This is a genomic window from Luteitalea sp. TBR-22 (genome assembly GCF_016865485.1).
Taxonomy (GTDB): domain Bacteria; phylum Acidobacteriota; class Vicinamibacteria; order Vicinamibacterales; family Vicinamibacteraceae; genus Luteitalea.
The window spans coordinates 4,342,014-4,357,381 of the sequence record NZ_AP024452.1; the positions used below are offsets into that span (position 1 = coordinate 4,342,014).

The 15,368-nt window shown below is 71.3% G+C and carries 10 protein-coding genes; 8 read left to right on the forward strand and 2 right to left on the reverse strand.

Annotated features, from left to right (window positions below; all coding sequences use genetic code 11):
* Positions 1–34 precede the first annotated feature (34 nt).
* The 7 genes from TBR22_RS18170 to TBR22_RS18200 all read left to right on the forward strand — a co-directional run bounded on the left by TBR22_RS18170 (position 35) and on the right by TBR22_RS18200 (position 9,499).
* Complete coding sequence (locus TBR22_RS18170) at positions 35–1,462, forward strand: hypothetical protein (protein WP_239489265.1); 1,428 nt, start codon at positions 35–37, stop codon at positions 1,460–1,462.
* An 8-nt stretch (positions 1,463–1,470) separates the two neighbouring features.
* Positions 1,471–2,262, forward strand: coding sequence for an MIP/aquaporin family protein (locus tag TBR22_RS18175; RefSeq protein ID WP_239489266.1), 792 nt, complete (start codon positions 1,471–1,473; stop codon positions 2,260–2,262).
* Between the two features lie 103 nt (positions 2,263–2,365).
* Complete coding sequence (gene glpK, locus TBR22_RS18180; protein WP_239489267.1) at positions 2,366–3,859, forward strand: glycerol kinase GlpK; 1,494 nt, start codon at positions 2,366–2,368, stop codon at positions 3,857–3,859.
* A 64-nt stretch (positions 3,860–3,923) separates the two neighbouring features.
* Positions 3,924–5,708: a glycoside hydrolase family 2 protein gene (locus TBR22_RS18185; RefSeq protein WP_239489268.1), complete on the forward strand. Its 1,785-nt coding sequence runs from the start codon at positions 3,924–3,926 to the stop codon at positions 5,706–5,708.
* A gap of 123 nt (positions 5,709–5,831) precedes the next feature.
* Positions 5,832–7,052 (forward strand): glycosyltransferase family 1 protein, encoded by a 1,221-nt coding sequence (locus TBR22_RS18190; RefSeq protein ID WP_239489269.1) that lies wholly within the window; start codon positions 5,832–5,834, stop codon positions 7,050–7,052.
* A 7-nt stretch (positions 7,053–7,059) separates the two neighbouring features.
* Positions 7,060–8,193: a UDP-galactopyranose mutase gene (gene glf, locus TBR22_RS18195; protein ID WP_239489270.1), complete on the forward strand. Its 1,134-nt coding sequence runs from the start codon at positions 7,060–7,062 to the stop codon at positions 8,191–8,193.
* Positions 8,194–8,203: 10 nt separating this feature from the next.
* Positions 8,204–9,499, forward strand: coding sequence for a virulence factor (locus tag TBR22_RS18200; protein ID WP_239489271.1), 1,296 nt, complete (start codon positions 8,204–8,206; stop codon positions 9,497–9,499).
* A 277-nt stretch (positions 9,500–9,776) separates the two neighbouring features.
* Here TBR22_RS18200 and TBR22_RS18205 read toward each other — a convergent pair whose 3' ends face one another.
* Complete coding sequence (locus tag TBR22_RS18205; RefSeq protein WP_239489272.1) at positions 9,777–10,706, reverse strand: universal stress protein; 930 nt, start codon at positions 10,704–10,706, stop codon at positions 9,777–9,779.
* Between the two features lie 97 nt (positions 10,707–10,803).
* Positions 10,804–12,975, reverse strand: coding sequence for an ATP-dependent RecD-like DNA helicase (locus TBR22_RS18210; RefSeq protein WP_239489273.1), 2,172 nt, complete (start codon positions 12,973–12,975; stop codon positions 10,804–10,806).
* Between the two features lie 37 nt (positions 12,976–13,012).
* On the opposite strand from TBR22_RS18210, the gene TBR22_RS18215 reads away from it, so the two are divergent.
* Positions 13,013–15,325 carry a fused MFS/spermidine synthase gene (locus TBR22_RS18215; protein ID WP_239489274.1) on the forward strand — a complete coding sequence of 771 codons (2,313 nt, stop codon included), beginning with the start codon at positions 13,013–13,015 and terminating at the stop codon, positions 15,323–15,325.
* Positions 15,326–15,368: the final 43 nt, after the last annotated feature.

Below are 15,368 nucleotides of genomic sequence, written 5' to 3' on the forward strand. Positions count from 1 at the left end.
TACGCGTTACACTGCGGCCATTCCGGAGACCTGCATGTCCGTGACGCCGCCTCCCGCTCCTGTCCCCGGCCTGCCCGTCCTCGCGGGCCTCTGCACGATCGCGCAAGCCACGGCGCCCGGCCTGAGCGTCGACGCGACGGTCGCCCGCTTGAAGCGTCTGCACGGGGTCGCCCGCGCGGCGCACGGTGCGCTCGTCTCGCGACTCACGGCCGAGCCGCAGTACGAGCTCAAGATGCTGTACAGCCACCATGCGTGGCTGCTCGCCGAACTTGTCGCGGCCATTCGCGCCCGGGTCGGCGAGATGCGCGAGCCGCCGCTCGGTCTCGAGGATCCGCTCGATCCGGCTCTTCAGCTCGCCCTCGATGAGGTGACGCACGCGCCCGACGGCACGCACCTGTGCGCCGGCCTGTACACCGTCCTGCTGCCGGCGCTTGACGAGGCCTGTGGCGCCCTGCACGCCGACGCCCATCCGCTGGCCGACGCGCCGACCCGCCACCTGCTCCGGCATGCCCGGCTCGACCTGGCCGACATCCTCATGCACGGCCGGCAGGCCGCCGACGCGCTCGCGGCGGTCTCCTCGCCCGACGCCACCTGGCTCGGCGAGGTGCGCCAGGCACTGGCCGCGGCAGGCGGCGTCGATGGCACGGCCGGTGAGGCGGTCGCGGCCCCTTCGCCACGCTTCTCGGCAACGCCCCGTCGCTTCGACCCCGTGCCGCGGCGCGACGCCCGCTTCCCCGACCCGTACAACATGGCCGTCAACGCCGAGGCCTTCATCTACGACACGTCGTTCCCGCCGGAACCGAAGCTGCTCATGCTGGCGTACAAGCGCCTGCGCGAGATCGACGTGCCGGAGATGATGGCCAGCATCATCGTCGAAACGCCGGGCAAGCCGTGGGGCTACGTCCGCGACATGACGCGGCAGCTCTGGGACGAGGCCCGTCACGCGATGATGGGCGAGGTGCTGTTTGCCGCCCTCGGCGTCGACTGGCCGGCGCTCGTGCGCGTCAATTTCACCTGGTCGCTCGGGCTCAACACGCAGATCGGCGCGCTCGATCGCCACGCGGTGCTGTACTTCATCGAGCAGGGCCTGATGCCGCGGCATGGCAAGCGCTACGAGTGGGAGATCGCGCAGGCCGCCGGCTCGCCGCTCGCGGCGACTTTCCAGGACTACGACTGGGCCGACGAGGTGCTGCACGCCCGCATCGGCAAGCAGTGGTACGTGGCGGCGATGCCGAGCCAGCAGGAGGCGCTCCGCGCCGGTGACCGCGCGTGGTCGCGCGTGCTGATGGACTGGGGCGCCTGGAAGCGCGACGGCCTGACCAACCACGACAACTGGTGGCCGGCGCTGTACGCCGACGCGTGCCGCCGCCTCGGCTGGCCCCACGATCCGCGCGTGGCCGCCTTCGATACTTCCTACGCGGAACAACGCGCCGACCTGAAGTCGGTGAGCCACTCCGGATAGCCACGACGATGCGTGAAGCCCTCGCGGAATTCCTCGGCACGGCCCTCCTCCTCACCTTCGGCCTCGGCGTCGTCGCGCAGACGGTGACCAGCGGCGGCGCGGCCGGCAGTCCCCTCGGCATCCACCTGTGCTGGGGACTGGCCGTGATCCTCGGCGTGTACGCCTCGGCAGGGGTCAGCGGCGCGCACCTCAATCCCGCCGTCACGCTGGCGCTCGCCGTCCGGCGCGGCTTCCCGTGGAGCAAGGTCGGCCCCTACGTCGTCGCCCAGCTGCTCGGCGCGTTCGTCGGCGCGGCGGTGGTGTACCTCACCTACCGGGAGGCGATCACGGCCTTCGACGGCGGGATGCGACAGGTGCTCGGCCCGCATGGCACGGCGGGCATCTTCGCGACCTATCCCGCGCCGTACCTGTCGATCCTCGGCGGCGTCATCGACCAGATCGTCGGCACGGCGCTGCTCGTGGCGATGGTGTTCGCGATCAGCGACGAGCGGAACGCGCCTCCGGCGGCGTCGCTCGCCCCGGTGTTCGTCGGCCTCACGGTGATGGCGATCGGCATGGGATTCGGCGCCAACGCCGGCTATGCGATCAACCCGGCGCGCGACTTCGGTCCGCGCCTCTTCACGGCCCTCGCCGGTTGGGGCGGCGGCGTCTTCACGGCCGGCAACGGCTGGTGGTGGGTGCCGGTCGTGGCGCCCTGCATCGGCGCCGTGCTGGGCGGCACCGTCTACGACCTGTTGATCCGCGCGCACCACCCCGCGCACACCAACCGCATCGGCGATCCGGCGCGCCGCGTCGAGTAGCGCGCGAGCCTTCCCGACTCCCGACTCCCGACTCCCGACTCCCGACTCCCGACTCCCGACCCCGAAGGCCGACGGCTGGATGCCGAAGGCCGTGAGCGTCCTCATGTCCTACATCCTCGCCCTCGATCAAGGCACCACGTCCAGCCGCGCCATCGTCTTCGGCCGTGACGGGCGGGTCGTCGCCTCCGCGCAGCAGGAATTCCCGCAGATCTTCCCGGGGCCGGCGCTCGTCGAGCACGATCCGGAGGCGATCTGGTCGTCGCAGATCGCCGTCGCGAAGGAGGCCATGGCCACGGCCGGGCTGACGGCGGCCGACATCGCCGCCATCGGCATCGCCAACCAGCGCGAGACCACCGTGCTCTGGGAGAAGGCCACCGGCAAGCCGGTCGCCAACGCGATCGTGTGGCAGAGCCGCGTCAGTGCGGGCATCTGCGATCGCCTCAAGCAGCAGGGGCACGAGGCGATGATCCGCGAGAAGACGGGCCTGGTCGTCGACGCCTACTTCTCGGGTACGAAGGTCAAGCACCTGCTCGACACGCACGAGGGGCTGCGGGCCCGCGCGATGCGCGGCGAGGTGCTGTTCGGCACGATCGAGACGTTCCTGTTGTGGCGGCTCTCGGGCGGCGCCGTGCACGTCACCGACGTCAGCAACGCCTCGCGCACGCTGATGTTCAACATCCACACGCTGGACTGGGACGACGAGTTGCTGGCGCTGCTCGACGTACCCCGCGCGATGCTGCCGGCCATCCGCAGCAACAGCGAGGTGTACGGCCACACCCGGCCGGAGATCTTCGGTGCGCCCATCCCGCTGGCCGGCGCGGCCGGCGACCAGCAGGCGGCCCTCTTCGGCCAGGCGTGCTTCGAGCCGGGCAGCGCGAAGAACACGTACGGCACCGGCTGCTTCCTGCTCATGAACACGGGCGCGACGCCCAAGCCGTCCAGCCACGGGCTGCTCACCACGGTGGGCTGGCAGCGCAACGGCGAGGTGACCTACGCGCTCGAAGGCGCGGTGTTCATCGCCGGAGCGGTCGTGCAGTGGCTGCGCGACGGGCTGAAGCTGATCCCGACCTCGGCCGACGTCGAGCGCCTGATGCTCGAGTCGACCGATTCGGACGGCGTGCTGCTCGTGCCCGCGTTCGTCGGCCTCGGCGCGCCGTACTGGGACCAGTACGCGCGCGGCCTCATCATCGGCCTGACCCGCAACACCACCGCCTCGCACCTGGCCCGCGCCGCCGTCGAGTCGATGGCGTACCAGACGCGCGACGTGCTCGACGCCATGCAGCAGGACTCGGGCATCACGCTGTCGAGCCTGAAGGTCGACGGCGGCGCCACCGTCAACACCCACCTGCTCGACTTCCAGGCCGACCTGCTGGGCGTGCCCGTGCGTCGTCCGGCCGTCGGCGAGACCACTGCCCTCGGCGCCGCGTACCTGGCCGGACTGGCCGTGGGCTACTGGAACGACTACGAAGACGTGCGTCGCAACTGGGCGCTCGACCGCGAGTTCGCGCCGACGATCGACCAGCACGAGCGTGACCGCCGCTACCGGCGGTGGACCCGCGCCGTCGCCCGCGCCCGCGACTGGGCGCGGGAAGACTGAGGGAGGGCGCGGACCCGCCGCCCTCCCCTGGCCGTTCGGCATCCAATTTGGATGGCTGGGCCGCGTGTCTGACTCCCGGTCCTCGACTGACGCGCTCCACGGCTATCCCCGACCGCAACTCCGCCGCGACTCCTGGCGCTCGCTCGACGGGCCCTGGGAGTTCGTGGCCGATCCGCAGGCCCGCTGGCGAACGCCGCCCGATGTCACCTGGGCGGGACGCACCATCGTCGTGCCCTTCGCGCCGGAGACGCGCGCGAGTGGCATCCACGAGACCGGCTTCCTGGCGCGCTGCTGGTACCGCCGCACGCTCGAGCCCTGGGATCCGGGCGACGGCCGGGTCTTCCTGCACTTCGGGGCCGTCGACTACCGCGCCACCGTCTGGGTCGATGATCGCCCGGTCGCCAGGCACGAGGGGGGCTACACGCCGTTCGAATGCGACATCACCGAGGCGATGCGCGCGGGACGCCCGGTCACGGTGGTGGTGCGGGCCGACGACGATCCGCTGGATCTGGCCAAGCCGCGCGGCAAGCAGGACTGGCTGCTCGAGCCCCACTCCATCTGGTATCCGCGCACGACGGGCATCTGGCAGTCGGTCTGGCTCGAGCGTGTACCGCGCGCCTGGGTGCAGCGACTCCGTTGGACGCCCAGCCTCGTCGCGTGGGATCTCCACCTCGAGTGCTGGTTCGGCGGCGACCTGTCCGAGCCGCTGCAGCTCGAGGTGACCATCATGTCGGGCGAGCGCCTCCTCGCGCGCGACTGTTACGAGGTGACCGGCGACGAGCTGTCGCGTCGGATCGCCTTCTCCGACCCCGGCATCGACGACTCGCGCAACGCTTTGCTGTGGAGCCCCGAGTCGCCGCACCTGCTCGACGTCACGCTCGAACTCCGCACCGTCGCGGGCGAGCGCGTCGACGTCGTCGAGAGCTACACGGCGCTTCGCGAGGTCGCCGTCAGCGCCGACCGGTTCGTGCTCAACGGACGGCCGTACTACCTGCGCCTGGTGCTCGACCAGGGCTACTGGCCCGACAGTGGCTCGACGGCCCCCGACGACGCGGCCCTGCAGCGCGACGTCGAGTTGGCTCGCGCGATGGGCTTCAACGGTGTCCGCAAGCACCAGAAGATCGAGGCGCCGCGCTACCTGTACTGGGCCGACCGCCTCGGCTTGCTGGTCTGGGAGGAGATGCCGAGCGCCTATCGCTTCACGTCGGTCTCGGTCGAGCGCCTCACCCGCGAATGGCTCGACGTGCTCGCCCGCGATCGGAGCCATCCGTGCATCGTCGCGTGGGTGCCGTTCAACGAGTCGTGGGGTGTGCCCAACCTGCCCGACAACCCGTCGCATCGTCACTACGTGCAGGCGCTGTATCACCTGACGCGCACGATCGATCCGCACCGGCCGGTGATCGGCAACGACGGATGGGAGAGCAGCGCCACCGATCTCGTCGGCATCCACGACTACGACGCCGATCCGCAGCGACTGCGCGCGCGCTATCACTCCGACGACATCGTGCCGCGGCTCTTCCGCAAGGAACGTCCGGGCGGACGTGTGCTCGTGCTCGAGGGGCACGCCAATCTCGACCACCCGATCGTGCTGTCGGAGTTCGGCGGTATCGCCTGCTCGGCCGAGCAGCGGACCTGGGGCTACTCGCGTTGCGACACGGGCGAAGCGCTGCAGGCCCGCTACGCCGAACTCGTGCAGGCGGTGCACGACTCGCGGATATTCGCAGGATTCTGCTACACACAGTTCGCCGACACGTATCAGGAAGCCAACGGGCTCCTGTCCGCCGACCGGACCCCGAAGTTCCCTCTGGACGACATCCAGCGGGCGACACGCGGCGTGAGTCGTCGATGAGCTGTCGCCGTGGTGTGCGCCCGGTAGCGTCCTGATACGACGAGGACGGGGCCGGTCCGCCGTCCCAGCCACGGCAGTGCTGGTCGGCGGCCGGCGGCACACATGTTGAAAAGGGGGGACGGCATGAATCCCCCTGCCTCCTCGGATCTGATCTGCTTCTCCCACCTGCGCTGGGACTTCGTCTGGCAGCGACCGCAGCACCTGCTGAGCCGCGCCTCACGAGACCGCCGGGTGTGGTTCGTCGAGGAACCGCGCGAGACCGATGGTGAGCCACGACTGGACGTTCGCGCCGTGTCGGACCGTCTCTCGGTCGTCGTGCCGCTCCTGCCGGCCGGGCTCGATCCGGAGGCGAGCTGCCGCCGGCAGCGCGAGCTGCTGGCCACCTGGTGGCGCGAGCAGCGTTTCGACAGCCCGCTCCTCTGGTACTACACGCCGATGGCGCTGCCGTTCACGCGCACGCTCGCGGCGGGTGTCGTCGTCTACGACTGCATGGACGAACTCTCGCTGTTCAAGGGCGCGCCGCCGGCGTTGCGCCGGCTCGAGATGGAGCTGCTCGAGCGCGCCGATCTCGTGTTCACCGGCGGCGTGAGCCTGTACGAAGCCAAGAAGCATCAGCACGAGGCGGTGCACGCCTTCCCGAGCAGCGTCGACAAGTCGCACTTCATGCGCGCGCGGTCGGGCACGCTGGCGCCACCGCCGGATCAGGCCGCGACGCCCGGGCCGCGCGTCGGCTTCTTCGGCGTCATCGACGAGCGCCTCGACATCGAGTTGATCGGCCGCCTCGCGGAGTTGCGACCGCAGTACCACTTCGTGCTGCTCGGCCCGGTCGTGAAGATCGATCCGGCCTCGCTGCCCACAGCGTCCAACCTGCATTACCTGGGCATGAAGCGCTACGAGGAGCTGCCGGCCTACCTCGCGGGCTGGGACGTGGCGATGCTGCCCTTCGCGCGCAACGACGCGACACGGTACATCAGCCCGACCAAGACGCCCGAGTACCTCGCGGCCGGGTGTCCGGTGGTCTCCACCTCGATCACCGACGTCGTGCACCCGTACGGCACCGAGCAGCTGGCGCGCATCGCCGACGATCCGCAGGCGTTCGCCGAGGCGATCGACCAGGCGCTGGCCGAGGCGCTGCGTGATCCGGTCGAGGGGATCGCGCCGTCGCGAAGTGCGGCGCACGTGGCCCGCGCCGACGCGTTCCTCGCGGACCTTTCGTGGGACCGCACATGGCAGGGCATGCACGCGCTCGTCCGCGCGGCGGCACGCCGCATGGGTCGCGCCTCGCAGGGTCGCGCCGTCGCCACTGCCCCCGTCGGCACCGTCGCCGCCGGTCCGGCTGCCTGAGGTCGCCATGGCATTCGACTACCTGATCGTCGGGGCAGGTTTCTCCGGGAGCGTGCTGGCCGAGCGGATGGCGCGCGTCGCCGGCAAGCGCGTGCTCCTCATCGACAAGCGCCCGCACATCGCCGGCAACGCGTACGACCACCACGACGAGGCGGGCGTGCTCGTGCACCGCTACGGGCCGCACATCTTCCACACCAACTCGCGGGAGGTCTTCGACTACCTCGGGCAGTTCACCGAGTGGCGGCCCTACCAGCACCGGGTGCGCGCGTCGGTGGACGGCCAGTTGCTGCCGATCCCCATCAACCTCGATACGGTGAACACGCTCTACGGGCTGAAGCTCAGTGCCTACGACGTGGAGGGGTTCTTCAGCGCGGCGGCCGAGCGCTGCGAGCAGGTGAAGACGTCCGAGGACGTGATCGTCAACCGCGTCGGGCGGGAGCTGTACGAGAAGTTCTTCCGCAACTACACGCGCAAGCAGTGGGGCATGGACCCGTCAGAGCTCGACGCGCAGGTCACCGCGCGCGTCCCGGTGCGGACCAACCGCGACGACCGGTACTTCACCGACACGTACCAGGCGATGCCGCGCCACGGCTACACGCGGATGTTCGAGCGGATCCTCGACCATCCCGGCATCAAGGTGATGCTCAACACGACGTTTGCCGAGATCGCCGAGGAGGTGTCGTTCGACGAGGTGATCTACACCGGACCGATCGACGAGTACTTCGGGTACTGCTTCGGCCGCCTGCCGTACCGGTCGCTGCGCTTCGCGTTCGAGACCCACGACGTGCCGCAGGTGCAGCCGGTGGCCGTGATCAACCACCCGAACGAGCAGCCGTACACGCGCGTCACCGAGTTCAAGCACCTCACCGGGCAGGTCCACCCGAAGAGCACGCTGGTGTACGAGTACCCGCAGGCCGAGGGCGATCCGTACTACCCGGTGCCACGGCAGGAGAACGCCGCGTTGTACCAGCAGTACAAGGCGCTGGCCGACGCGACGCCCGGGGTGCACTTCGTGGGCCGGCTCGGCACCTACAAGTACTACAACATGGACCAGGTGACAGCGCAGGCACTCACGCTGTTCGCCAAGCTGTCCGGTCGCCCGCGCGCCGAACGGGCGCAGGGGGGAGGCGTGCTAGCCTGAATCGGTCGGCATGCCTGATGTTCCCTCGCCCTCACGGGAAGCAGCCCGGCGACTCGTCGCCGGCTGCGCGCTGACGCTCGCGGCGAGCGTCGGCCTGGGCGACGACCTGCGCAGCGCCCCGGGTGGGCGGCTCGGCGCGCGCGCGGTCCATCTCGATCTCCCCCATCTCGGCACCACGCAGGTCCTGGTGCCGCGGGCCACGCCGACCGGCGTGGTCCTCTGGCTCCATCGCCAGGGGTCGGAGGCCGAGCGCGCCGCCTTCGCCGAGGCGGTGCCCTGGCACGTGCTGCTGGTCGACGTCGACACGACGCGACTCGAGGGCGGGCGCGCCCACACGTGCCGGCGCCTCGCCGACCAACTGGAAGACATCTCGCGCCGCGCCCAGCGCGACGCCGGCCTCACCGCCTACCTGCGCCCCGTGATCGTGAGTACCGCGGGCGCCCTGCCGGTGGCGCGCGCCGTCGTGGCAGCGGCGCCCCTGCAAGCCGTGCCGGCTGCGGTGGCCGTCGGGGCGGAGGCCACCACCGTGCCGGTGTCCTGCGAGGCCATCGACAGGCGTGGCGAGCCGCCGGCGGCGTGGCGGTTCGCGCCGACACCACAGGCGCTGCGCTCGCCGCTCGAGGAGGCGCTCGCCGCGGCCACGCAGGAGCCGCCGCACGAGATCACGCCCATCCAGCGCTGGCTGCAGCACTTCGACCTGCCGCTCACGGCGGCGTGGTCGTCGCAGCCCAGGGCCATGCTGGTGCTGCTGTCGTCGGCGCGTGGCTGGCGACAGCCCGAAGAGGCGCTCGCGCATCAGCTCGCCGATCAGGGCGTGCACGTGGTCGGCATCGACGCGCTGCGGTCGTTCTGGCAGCGGCGGTCGCCCCGCGACGTCGCGCTGGAGCTGCAGCGCCTCACCGATGCGCTCGCTACCACCGGCCTGCCCGTGTACATCGGGGGACGGGAGTTCGGCGCGGAGACCATCGCCGTGGTGGGCGAGATGATGACGCCGACGCGCCGCATCACCGGTGTCGTGCTGGTCGACCCGGGGCCGACCGCGTTCTTCGAGGTCGAGCCTCCGGCGTTGCCGCTGCGGGCGATGAGCCCGGCCGACTGGTCGACGCACGTCGCCGTGGCCGATCTCGACAGGCCGACGCTCTGCGTCACGCATGCGCAGGGCACGGCCACGGTCCCGGTGTGCCAGGCCCTGGCTGCCGCCGGGCGCGCCCGGGTCATCGAGACGAACGGACGCGCCGACGTCCTCGCCACCGAGATCGCGACCTTCGTGAAGCAGCGTGACCACAGCCCCCTCGGCACACACTGAGGGGCGCCCATCCGATCTCGCCGTCGCCGGCACGGATGTCCCCGTCGCCTGCAGGGATGTCGCCGCCGCCTGCAGAGATGTCGCCGCCGCCTGGAGAGATGTCGCCGCCGCCTGGAGATGTAGCCGTCGCCCTTGGGCGACGGTCAGGGACGCCTCACTGCGCGTCGGGCAAGCCCGACGCCTACGCCTGGAGTGAGCCCACACCTACGGCGGGAGTGAGCCCGACGCCTACGGCGGGAGTGAGCCCGCGCGCGTACGCCTGGAGTGAGTCCGACGGTCAATCCAGGAACGGCAGGGCGCGCCCGCGCGCCTCGTGCGGCACGGCCAGCACGGCGACCGGTGACGCGCACAGCACGCGATAGGCCACGGCGCCGACGCGCGCGCCGAGCAAGCCCGGCTCGCCGCGCAATCCCAGCACGATGAGGTCCACGTCGGCGCGCTCGGCCACCTTGGCGATCTGCTCGGCGGCCGGCCCCTCCACCACCTCCAGCGTCGGTCCGGGCGTGCCACCGAGCGATTCGGAGAGGCGCTCCAGTGCCGCCCGCGCGCTCTCCTCCTGCCGGGCACGGCTGCCGCCGAGGTACTCCTCGAACTGCGTCGCGATCGACTGCCGCAGCACGGTCCACCGCGTCGCGTCGCCGCCGCCGATCACGTGCAGCAGCCGCAAGCGGGCGTGACTGGCGCGCGCCACCCGGTGAGCCAGGCGGGCGTCGGCCTCGGCGTGCTCGTGGAAGTCGATCGGCGCCAGCACCTCCTGCATCGCGCCGAGCGTGCGCATCGGGCCGTCGGCGACCGCCGGCGGCACCACCAGGACCGGGCGATGGCTGGTGCGCAGCACGCGCTCGGCAACCGACCCGAACACGAACTTGGCCACGCCGCTCGCGCCCTGCGTCGCCAGCACCACGAGGTCGGCGCCGAGGGCCTCGGCGCGGTCGAGGATCTGGCTGGAGGGATCGCCGGCGGTCACCAGGAGATGGTGCGCGGTGGACGCGCCGGCTCCCAGGGTCTCGTCGACGAACTCGGCGAGCGCCCCCGTGAGGACCGCGATCGCGTCGGTGCCCGATTGCATCTGTTCGGCCGCCGCCAGCAGCGGATCGGCCACGGTGAGGATCGTGAGCGGTTGCTTGAACGTGGACGCGATGCGAGACGCGGCCGTGAGCGCGAGTGCCGACGGCGACGAGAAGTCGACGGCGCAGAGGATCGCCATGCGACGAGCGTCCTCCATGCGCACCGGCGCGTCAAGGGCGGACGACCGGGCCCCCGACGTCGGGGGCCGGGCGCCGGTGTCCGGCAGTGGCCCGCGCCTACCGCTGGAGCAGGGCGCGGAGCTGGGACCAGCGACGACGCGACTGCCCGCCCCGGACGGCAATCCCGAGCGCCCGCGACTGCCCCACGAGCACGACGAGGCGCTTGCCGCGGGTGACGCCCGTGTACAGCAGGTGACGTTGCAGCATCGGGTAGTGCTGCGTCGTCACCGGGATCACGACGGCCGGATACTCCGAGCCCTGCGCCTTGTGCACCGTCGTCGCGTACGCCAGCACGAGCCGGTCGAGGTCGCCGAAGTCGAAGGTCACCGCGCGCCCGTCGAACTCCACGGTCATCGTCTCGTCGTCGACGGCGATCGCGCGCACGACGCCGAGGTCGCCGTTGTAGACCTCCTTGTCGTAGTCGTTCTCGATCTGCATCACCTTGTCGCCGACCGCGAAGCGTTGGCCGTAGCGCTCGATGGTCGGCGCGCCGTGCGGGTTCAGCAGCCGCTGCAGTTCCTGGTTGAGGGCCTGCGCGCCGAGGCCGCCGCGGTTCATCGGGCAGAGCACCTGCACGTCGCGCACGGGATCGAGGCCGAAGCGCTGCGGGATGCGCTCGGAGACCACCTGCAGGAGTCGTTGCCTGGCCTGCTCCGGATCGGCGGCCTCGACGAAGAAGCAGTCGCCCTGCCCCGCCTGGCTGAACGCCGGCATCTGTCCGGCGTTGATGGCGTGCGCGGCCAGCACGATGCGGCTCTCGGCCGACTGGCGGTGGATCTCGGTCAGTCGCGCAACGGGCACCCGTCCGGAGGCGATCACGTCCGCGAGTACCTGCCCGGGCCCCACCGACGGCAACTGGTCGACGTCGCCCACCAGCAGCATGCCCATCGACTCGGGCACCGCCTGCAGCAGGTGCGCCATCAGCACGACGTCGACCATCGACGACTCGTCGACGACGAGCAGGTCGCCCTCGAGCGGGTTGCCGGGGCGACGACGGAAACGGCCGTCCTGCGGGTTGATCTCCAGCAACCGGTGGATGGTCTTCGCCTCGAGGCCGGTGGCCTCGGTCATCCGCTTGGCCGCGCGCCCGGTCGGTGCCGCCAACAGCGGCCGCACGCCCTTGGCCATGAGGATCCCGAGGATGGCGCGCAACACGGTGGTCTTGCCGACCCCCGGCCCGCCGGTGAGGACCAGCAACCGCGACCGCAGCGCCTCGGTGACCGCCACGCGCTGGCTGGCCGAGAGGGCCAGGCCGAGGCGCCCTTCGATCCACGGGACCGCCCGCTCGGCGTCGATGTCGGGCCAGGGGCGGGGGCGAGCGGCCAGCGACGTCAATCGGTCGGCGACGGTGCGCTCGGCGGCATCCAACGAGGCGAGCGCGTGCGCCGGCGTGCCGTCGATGTCGAGGGACACCAGTGCCCCCGAATCGACCTCGAGCACCAGCGCCTCCTCGATCAGGGGTGCGGCCAGTTCCACGAGGGCGGCGGTGCGGTCGCGCAGTTCCGTCGCCGGCAGGGCGCAATGTCCCTGATCCACGGCCTCGCCCAGCACGTGCTGCAGCGCCGCCCGGCGGCGGCTCATCGCGTCGGCGGGGACGCCGACCTTGCGCGCGATCTGGTCCGCCGTCAGGAAGCCGATGCCGCGGATGTCGCGCGCGAGGCGGTACGGATCCTCGGTGAGCACCTGCACGGCCTCCGCGCCGTACGTCCGGTGGATACGGACGGCACGACTGGTGCTCACACCATGCGTGTGCAGGAAGACCATGATCTCCCTTACCGCGCGCTGCCCCTGCCAGTTGTCGACGATCCGACGCGCCCGCACCCGGCCGATGCCAGGGATGTCGAGCAGTCGATCGGGTTCGCGATCGATGACGTCGAACACGCCGGTGCCGAACGCCTCGACGAGTTGCCGCGCCAGGTGCGGGCCGATGCCCTTGATGAGGCCCGAACCCAGGTAGCGCTCGATGCCCTCAGGGGAGTCGGGCGGCGAGATCCGGATCCAGTCGGCCTTGAACTGCTGTCCGTGCGTCCGGTCATGGACCCACGCCCCCGTGGCGTGGACGTGCTCGCCGACAGCGACCTGCGCCGCATGCCCGACGACCGTCGCGGGCTCACGCCGCCCCCGCATCGCCACGCGCAGGACGCAGAAGCCACCCTCCGGGTCGTGGAACGTGACGCGCTCCACCTGCCCCGAGACGTACTCGGCCTTTTCCTGCCCATCGTCGAGCATTGGCGACCGAACGGGTCGTGTATGATGACGCCGACTCATGCGTGCAGAATCTGCTCGGGCTGACGAAGCGCCGTGGCGCGTGGTGGCCGCACTGTACTTCCTGTCGGGCATCAGCGGCCTCATGTACCAGGTGCTGTGGCTGCGCCTGCTCTCGGTCGTGTTCGGCGTCACCGCCTACGCGGCGAGCACGGTGCTGGCCAGCTTCATGGGCGGACTCGCGCTGGGCAGCGTTGCGGGAGGCCGCATCGCGAACCGCTCCCGGCGCCCATTGCTGTGGTTTGCCGGCATCGAGGCCGGCATCGGCGCAACCGCGCTCGTCACGCCGTGGCTCCTCGGGGCGGCCCAGCACCTGTACGCCGGTGTGGCACGAGCCGTTCCCGACACGATGCTGGCCCTCACCGTGGCGCGCCTCGCGTGCTCGGCCGTGATCCTCCTCGTCCCGACGGCGTTGATGGGCGCGACGCTGCCCTTCGTCGTCCGCGCGGCCGTGGGACGTGATCACGTCGGCTCACGCGTCGGCCTGCTGTACGCGGTCAACGCCGGGGGGGCGATCACGGGCGCGATCCTGGCCGGATTCTATCTGATAGGCGGCATCGGGCTGCGCGGCACGTTCCTGGTCGCCGCGGCGCTCAACGCGGTCGTGGCAGCCGGCGCGTGGTGGCTGTCGACGCGACAGCCGGCCGCGTCAGGCACAGCGCCCGAGCCCGCTTCGTCGCCGACGATCGACGACCACGTGACGTCGCGCCCGGCCGCCACGGGGACCACGGCGCAGCTCGTGCTGCTGTACTTCTTCCTCTCGGGCCTGGCCTCTCTCGCCCTCGAGGTGATCTGGTTCCGGATGCTGGTGCTGATCCTGCCGGCCACGACGTACGCGTTCACGACGATGCTCGCCACCGTCCTCGGGGGCATCGCGACGGGGAGCGCGATCGCGTCGCGCCTGCTGGGGCGCGACCGCGACTGGGTGGGCACGCTGTCGCGACTGAACCTGGCAACCGCCCTGGCCGTGCTGGCGTCCCTGTTCGCCCTGGCCACCAGCTACGCCGCGGGCTGGCGCACGTCCGGTGCCATACAGGCGTCAGTGGTCGCGATCCTGCCGAGCGCCATCCTGATGGGCCTGGCCTTCCCCGTCGGCCTGCGCGTGTGGACGGGCGAGGGCGGCGGCGCCGCACGGGACGTGGCGCGGCGCACGGGAGTCGCGTACGGGATCAACATGGCGGGCGCCATCAGCGGCGCGGTGCTGGGCGGCTTCGTGCTGCTGCCACTCATGGGCAGTCGCAACAGCCTCGCCCTGGCCGCCGGGCTCTACCTGGCGAGCGGCATCGCCTTGTCCACGCGAGGCCAGCATCGCGGCCGCCTGCTGGCGACGGCGGTGGTGGCGGCGCTGGCCTGCGCGCAGATCGTGCGCGTGCAGCCGGACCTGTTCGACGTGACCATCGGACGGCGCTACCCGCGCGGGGAGCGGGTGCTGTGGCGCGAGGAAGGGGTGCAGACGACGGTCTCGGTGAACCGGGCGCCCGGCGGCACGCAGGTGATGTACCTCGACGGCCTGCACCAGGCCAACGACTCCTTCTCGATGGTGCAGGTGCACGCGCAGATCGGCCTGTTCCCGCTCGCCCTGCACCCGGCGCCTCACGACGTGCTGGTGATCGGCCTGGGCGGCGGCGTGACGGCCGGCGCCGTCAGCCGCTACGCGGGCCTCGACGTCGACGTGGTGGAGCTCTCCGACAGCGTGGTGAAGGGCGCGGCGCGGTTCGCGCACGTCAACAACGACGTGCTGCGGCAGCCCTCGGTGCACCTGCGCGTCTCCGACGGCCGCAACTACCTCGCGCTGACCGGCAAGCGGTACGACGTGATCACCGCCGACATCATCCAGCCGCAGCACGCCGGCGCCGGCCTGGTCTACTCGCGCGAGTACTTCGAACTCGCTCGCGCCGTGCTGCACGACGACGGGATCATGCTGCAGTGGATCGGGCATCGTCCGAAGGAGGAATACGACCTCATCATGCGGACGTTCCTCGAGGTCTTCCCCGACGCGACGCTGTGGAACGGCGGCACGCTCATGGCCGGCAGCAGGCGGCCGCTCACGGTGAGCCGCGCCGCCTTCGCGCGCAAGCTCGCCGATCCGCGCACCGCCGCGGCCCTCTCGGCCGTCGGCCTCGGCACCTACGACGCGCTGCTCGGGCAGTTCAGCGGCAACGCCGACGCGATGCGCGCCTTCGTCGGCAAGGGCCCCATCCTGACCGATGACCGCCCGCGCATCGAGTACCACCGCTCGCTCCGCGACCGCGAGACGATGGTCGACCTCTCACGCTTCCGTGGCGAGGGCCGCCAGGCCGTGGAAGCGCCCTGACGCTCTTGACGTATGACGTGTGACGTTTGACGTTTGATGACGA

Coding starts and splice junctions, on each gene's coding strand:
- glf (WP_239489270.1), top strand. CDS start 7,060: ATGGCATTCGACTACCTGATCGTCGGGGCAGGTTTCTCCGGGAGCGTG.
- TBR22_RS18205 (WP_239489272.1), bottom strand. CDS start 10,706: ATGGCGATCCTCTGCGCCGTCGACTTCTCGTCGCCGTCGGCACTCGCG.
- TBR22_RS18190 (WP_239489269.1), top strand. CDS start 5,832: ATGAATCCCCCTGCCTCCTCGGATCTGATCTGCTTCTCCCACCTGCGC.
- TBR22_RS18175 (WP_239489266.1), top strand. CDS start 1,471: ATGCGTGAAGCCCTCGCGGAATTCCTCGGCACGGCCCTCCTCCTCACC.
- TBR22_RS18170 (WP_239489265.1), top strand. CDS start 35: ATGTCCGTGACGCCGCCTCCCGCTCCTGTCCCCGGCCTGCCCGTCCTC.
- glpK (WP_239489267.1), top strand. CDS start 2,366: ATGTCCTACATCCTCGCCCTCGATCAAGGCACCACGTCCAGCCGCGCC.
- TBR22_RS18200 (WP_239489271.1), top strand. CDS start 8,204: ATGCCTGATGTTCCCTCGCCCTCACGGGAAGCAGCCCGGCGACTCGTC.
- TBR22_RS18210 (WP_239489273.1), bottom strand. CDS start 12,975: ATGCTCGACGATGGGCAGGAAAAGGCCGAGTACGTCTCGGGGCAGGTG.
- TBR22_RS18215 (WP_239489274.1), top strand. CDS start 13,013: ATGCGTGCAGAATCTGCTCGGGCTGACGAAGCGCCGTGGCGCGTGGTG.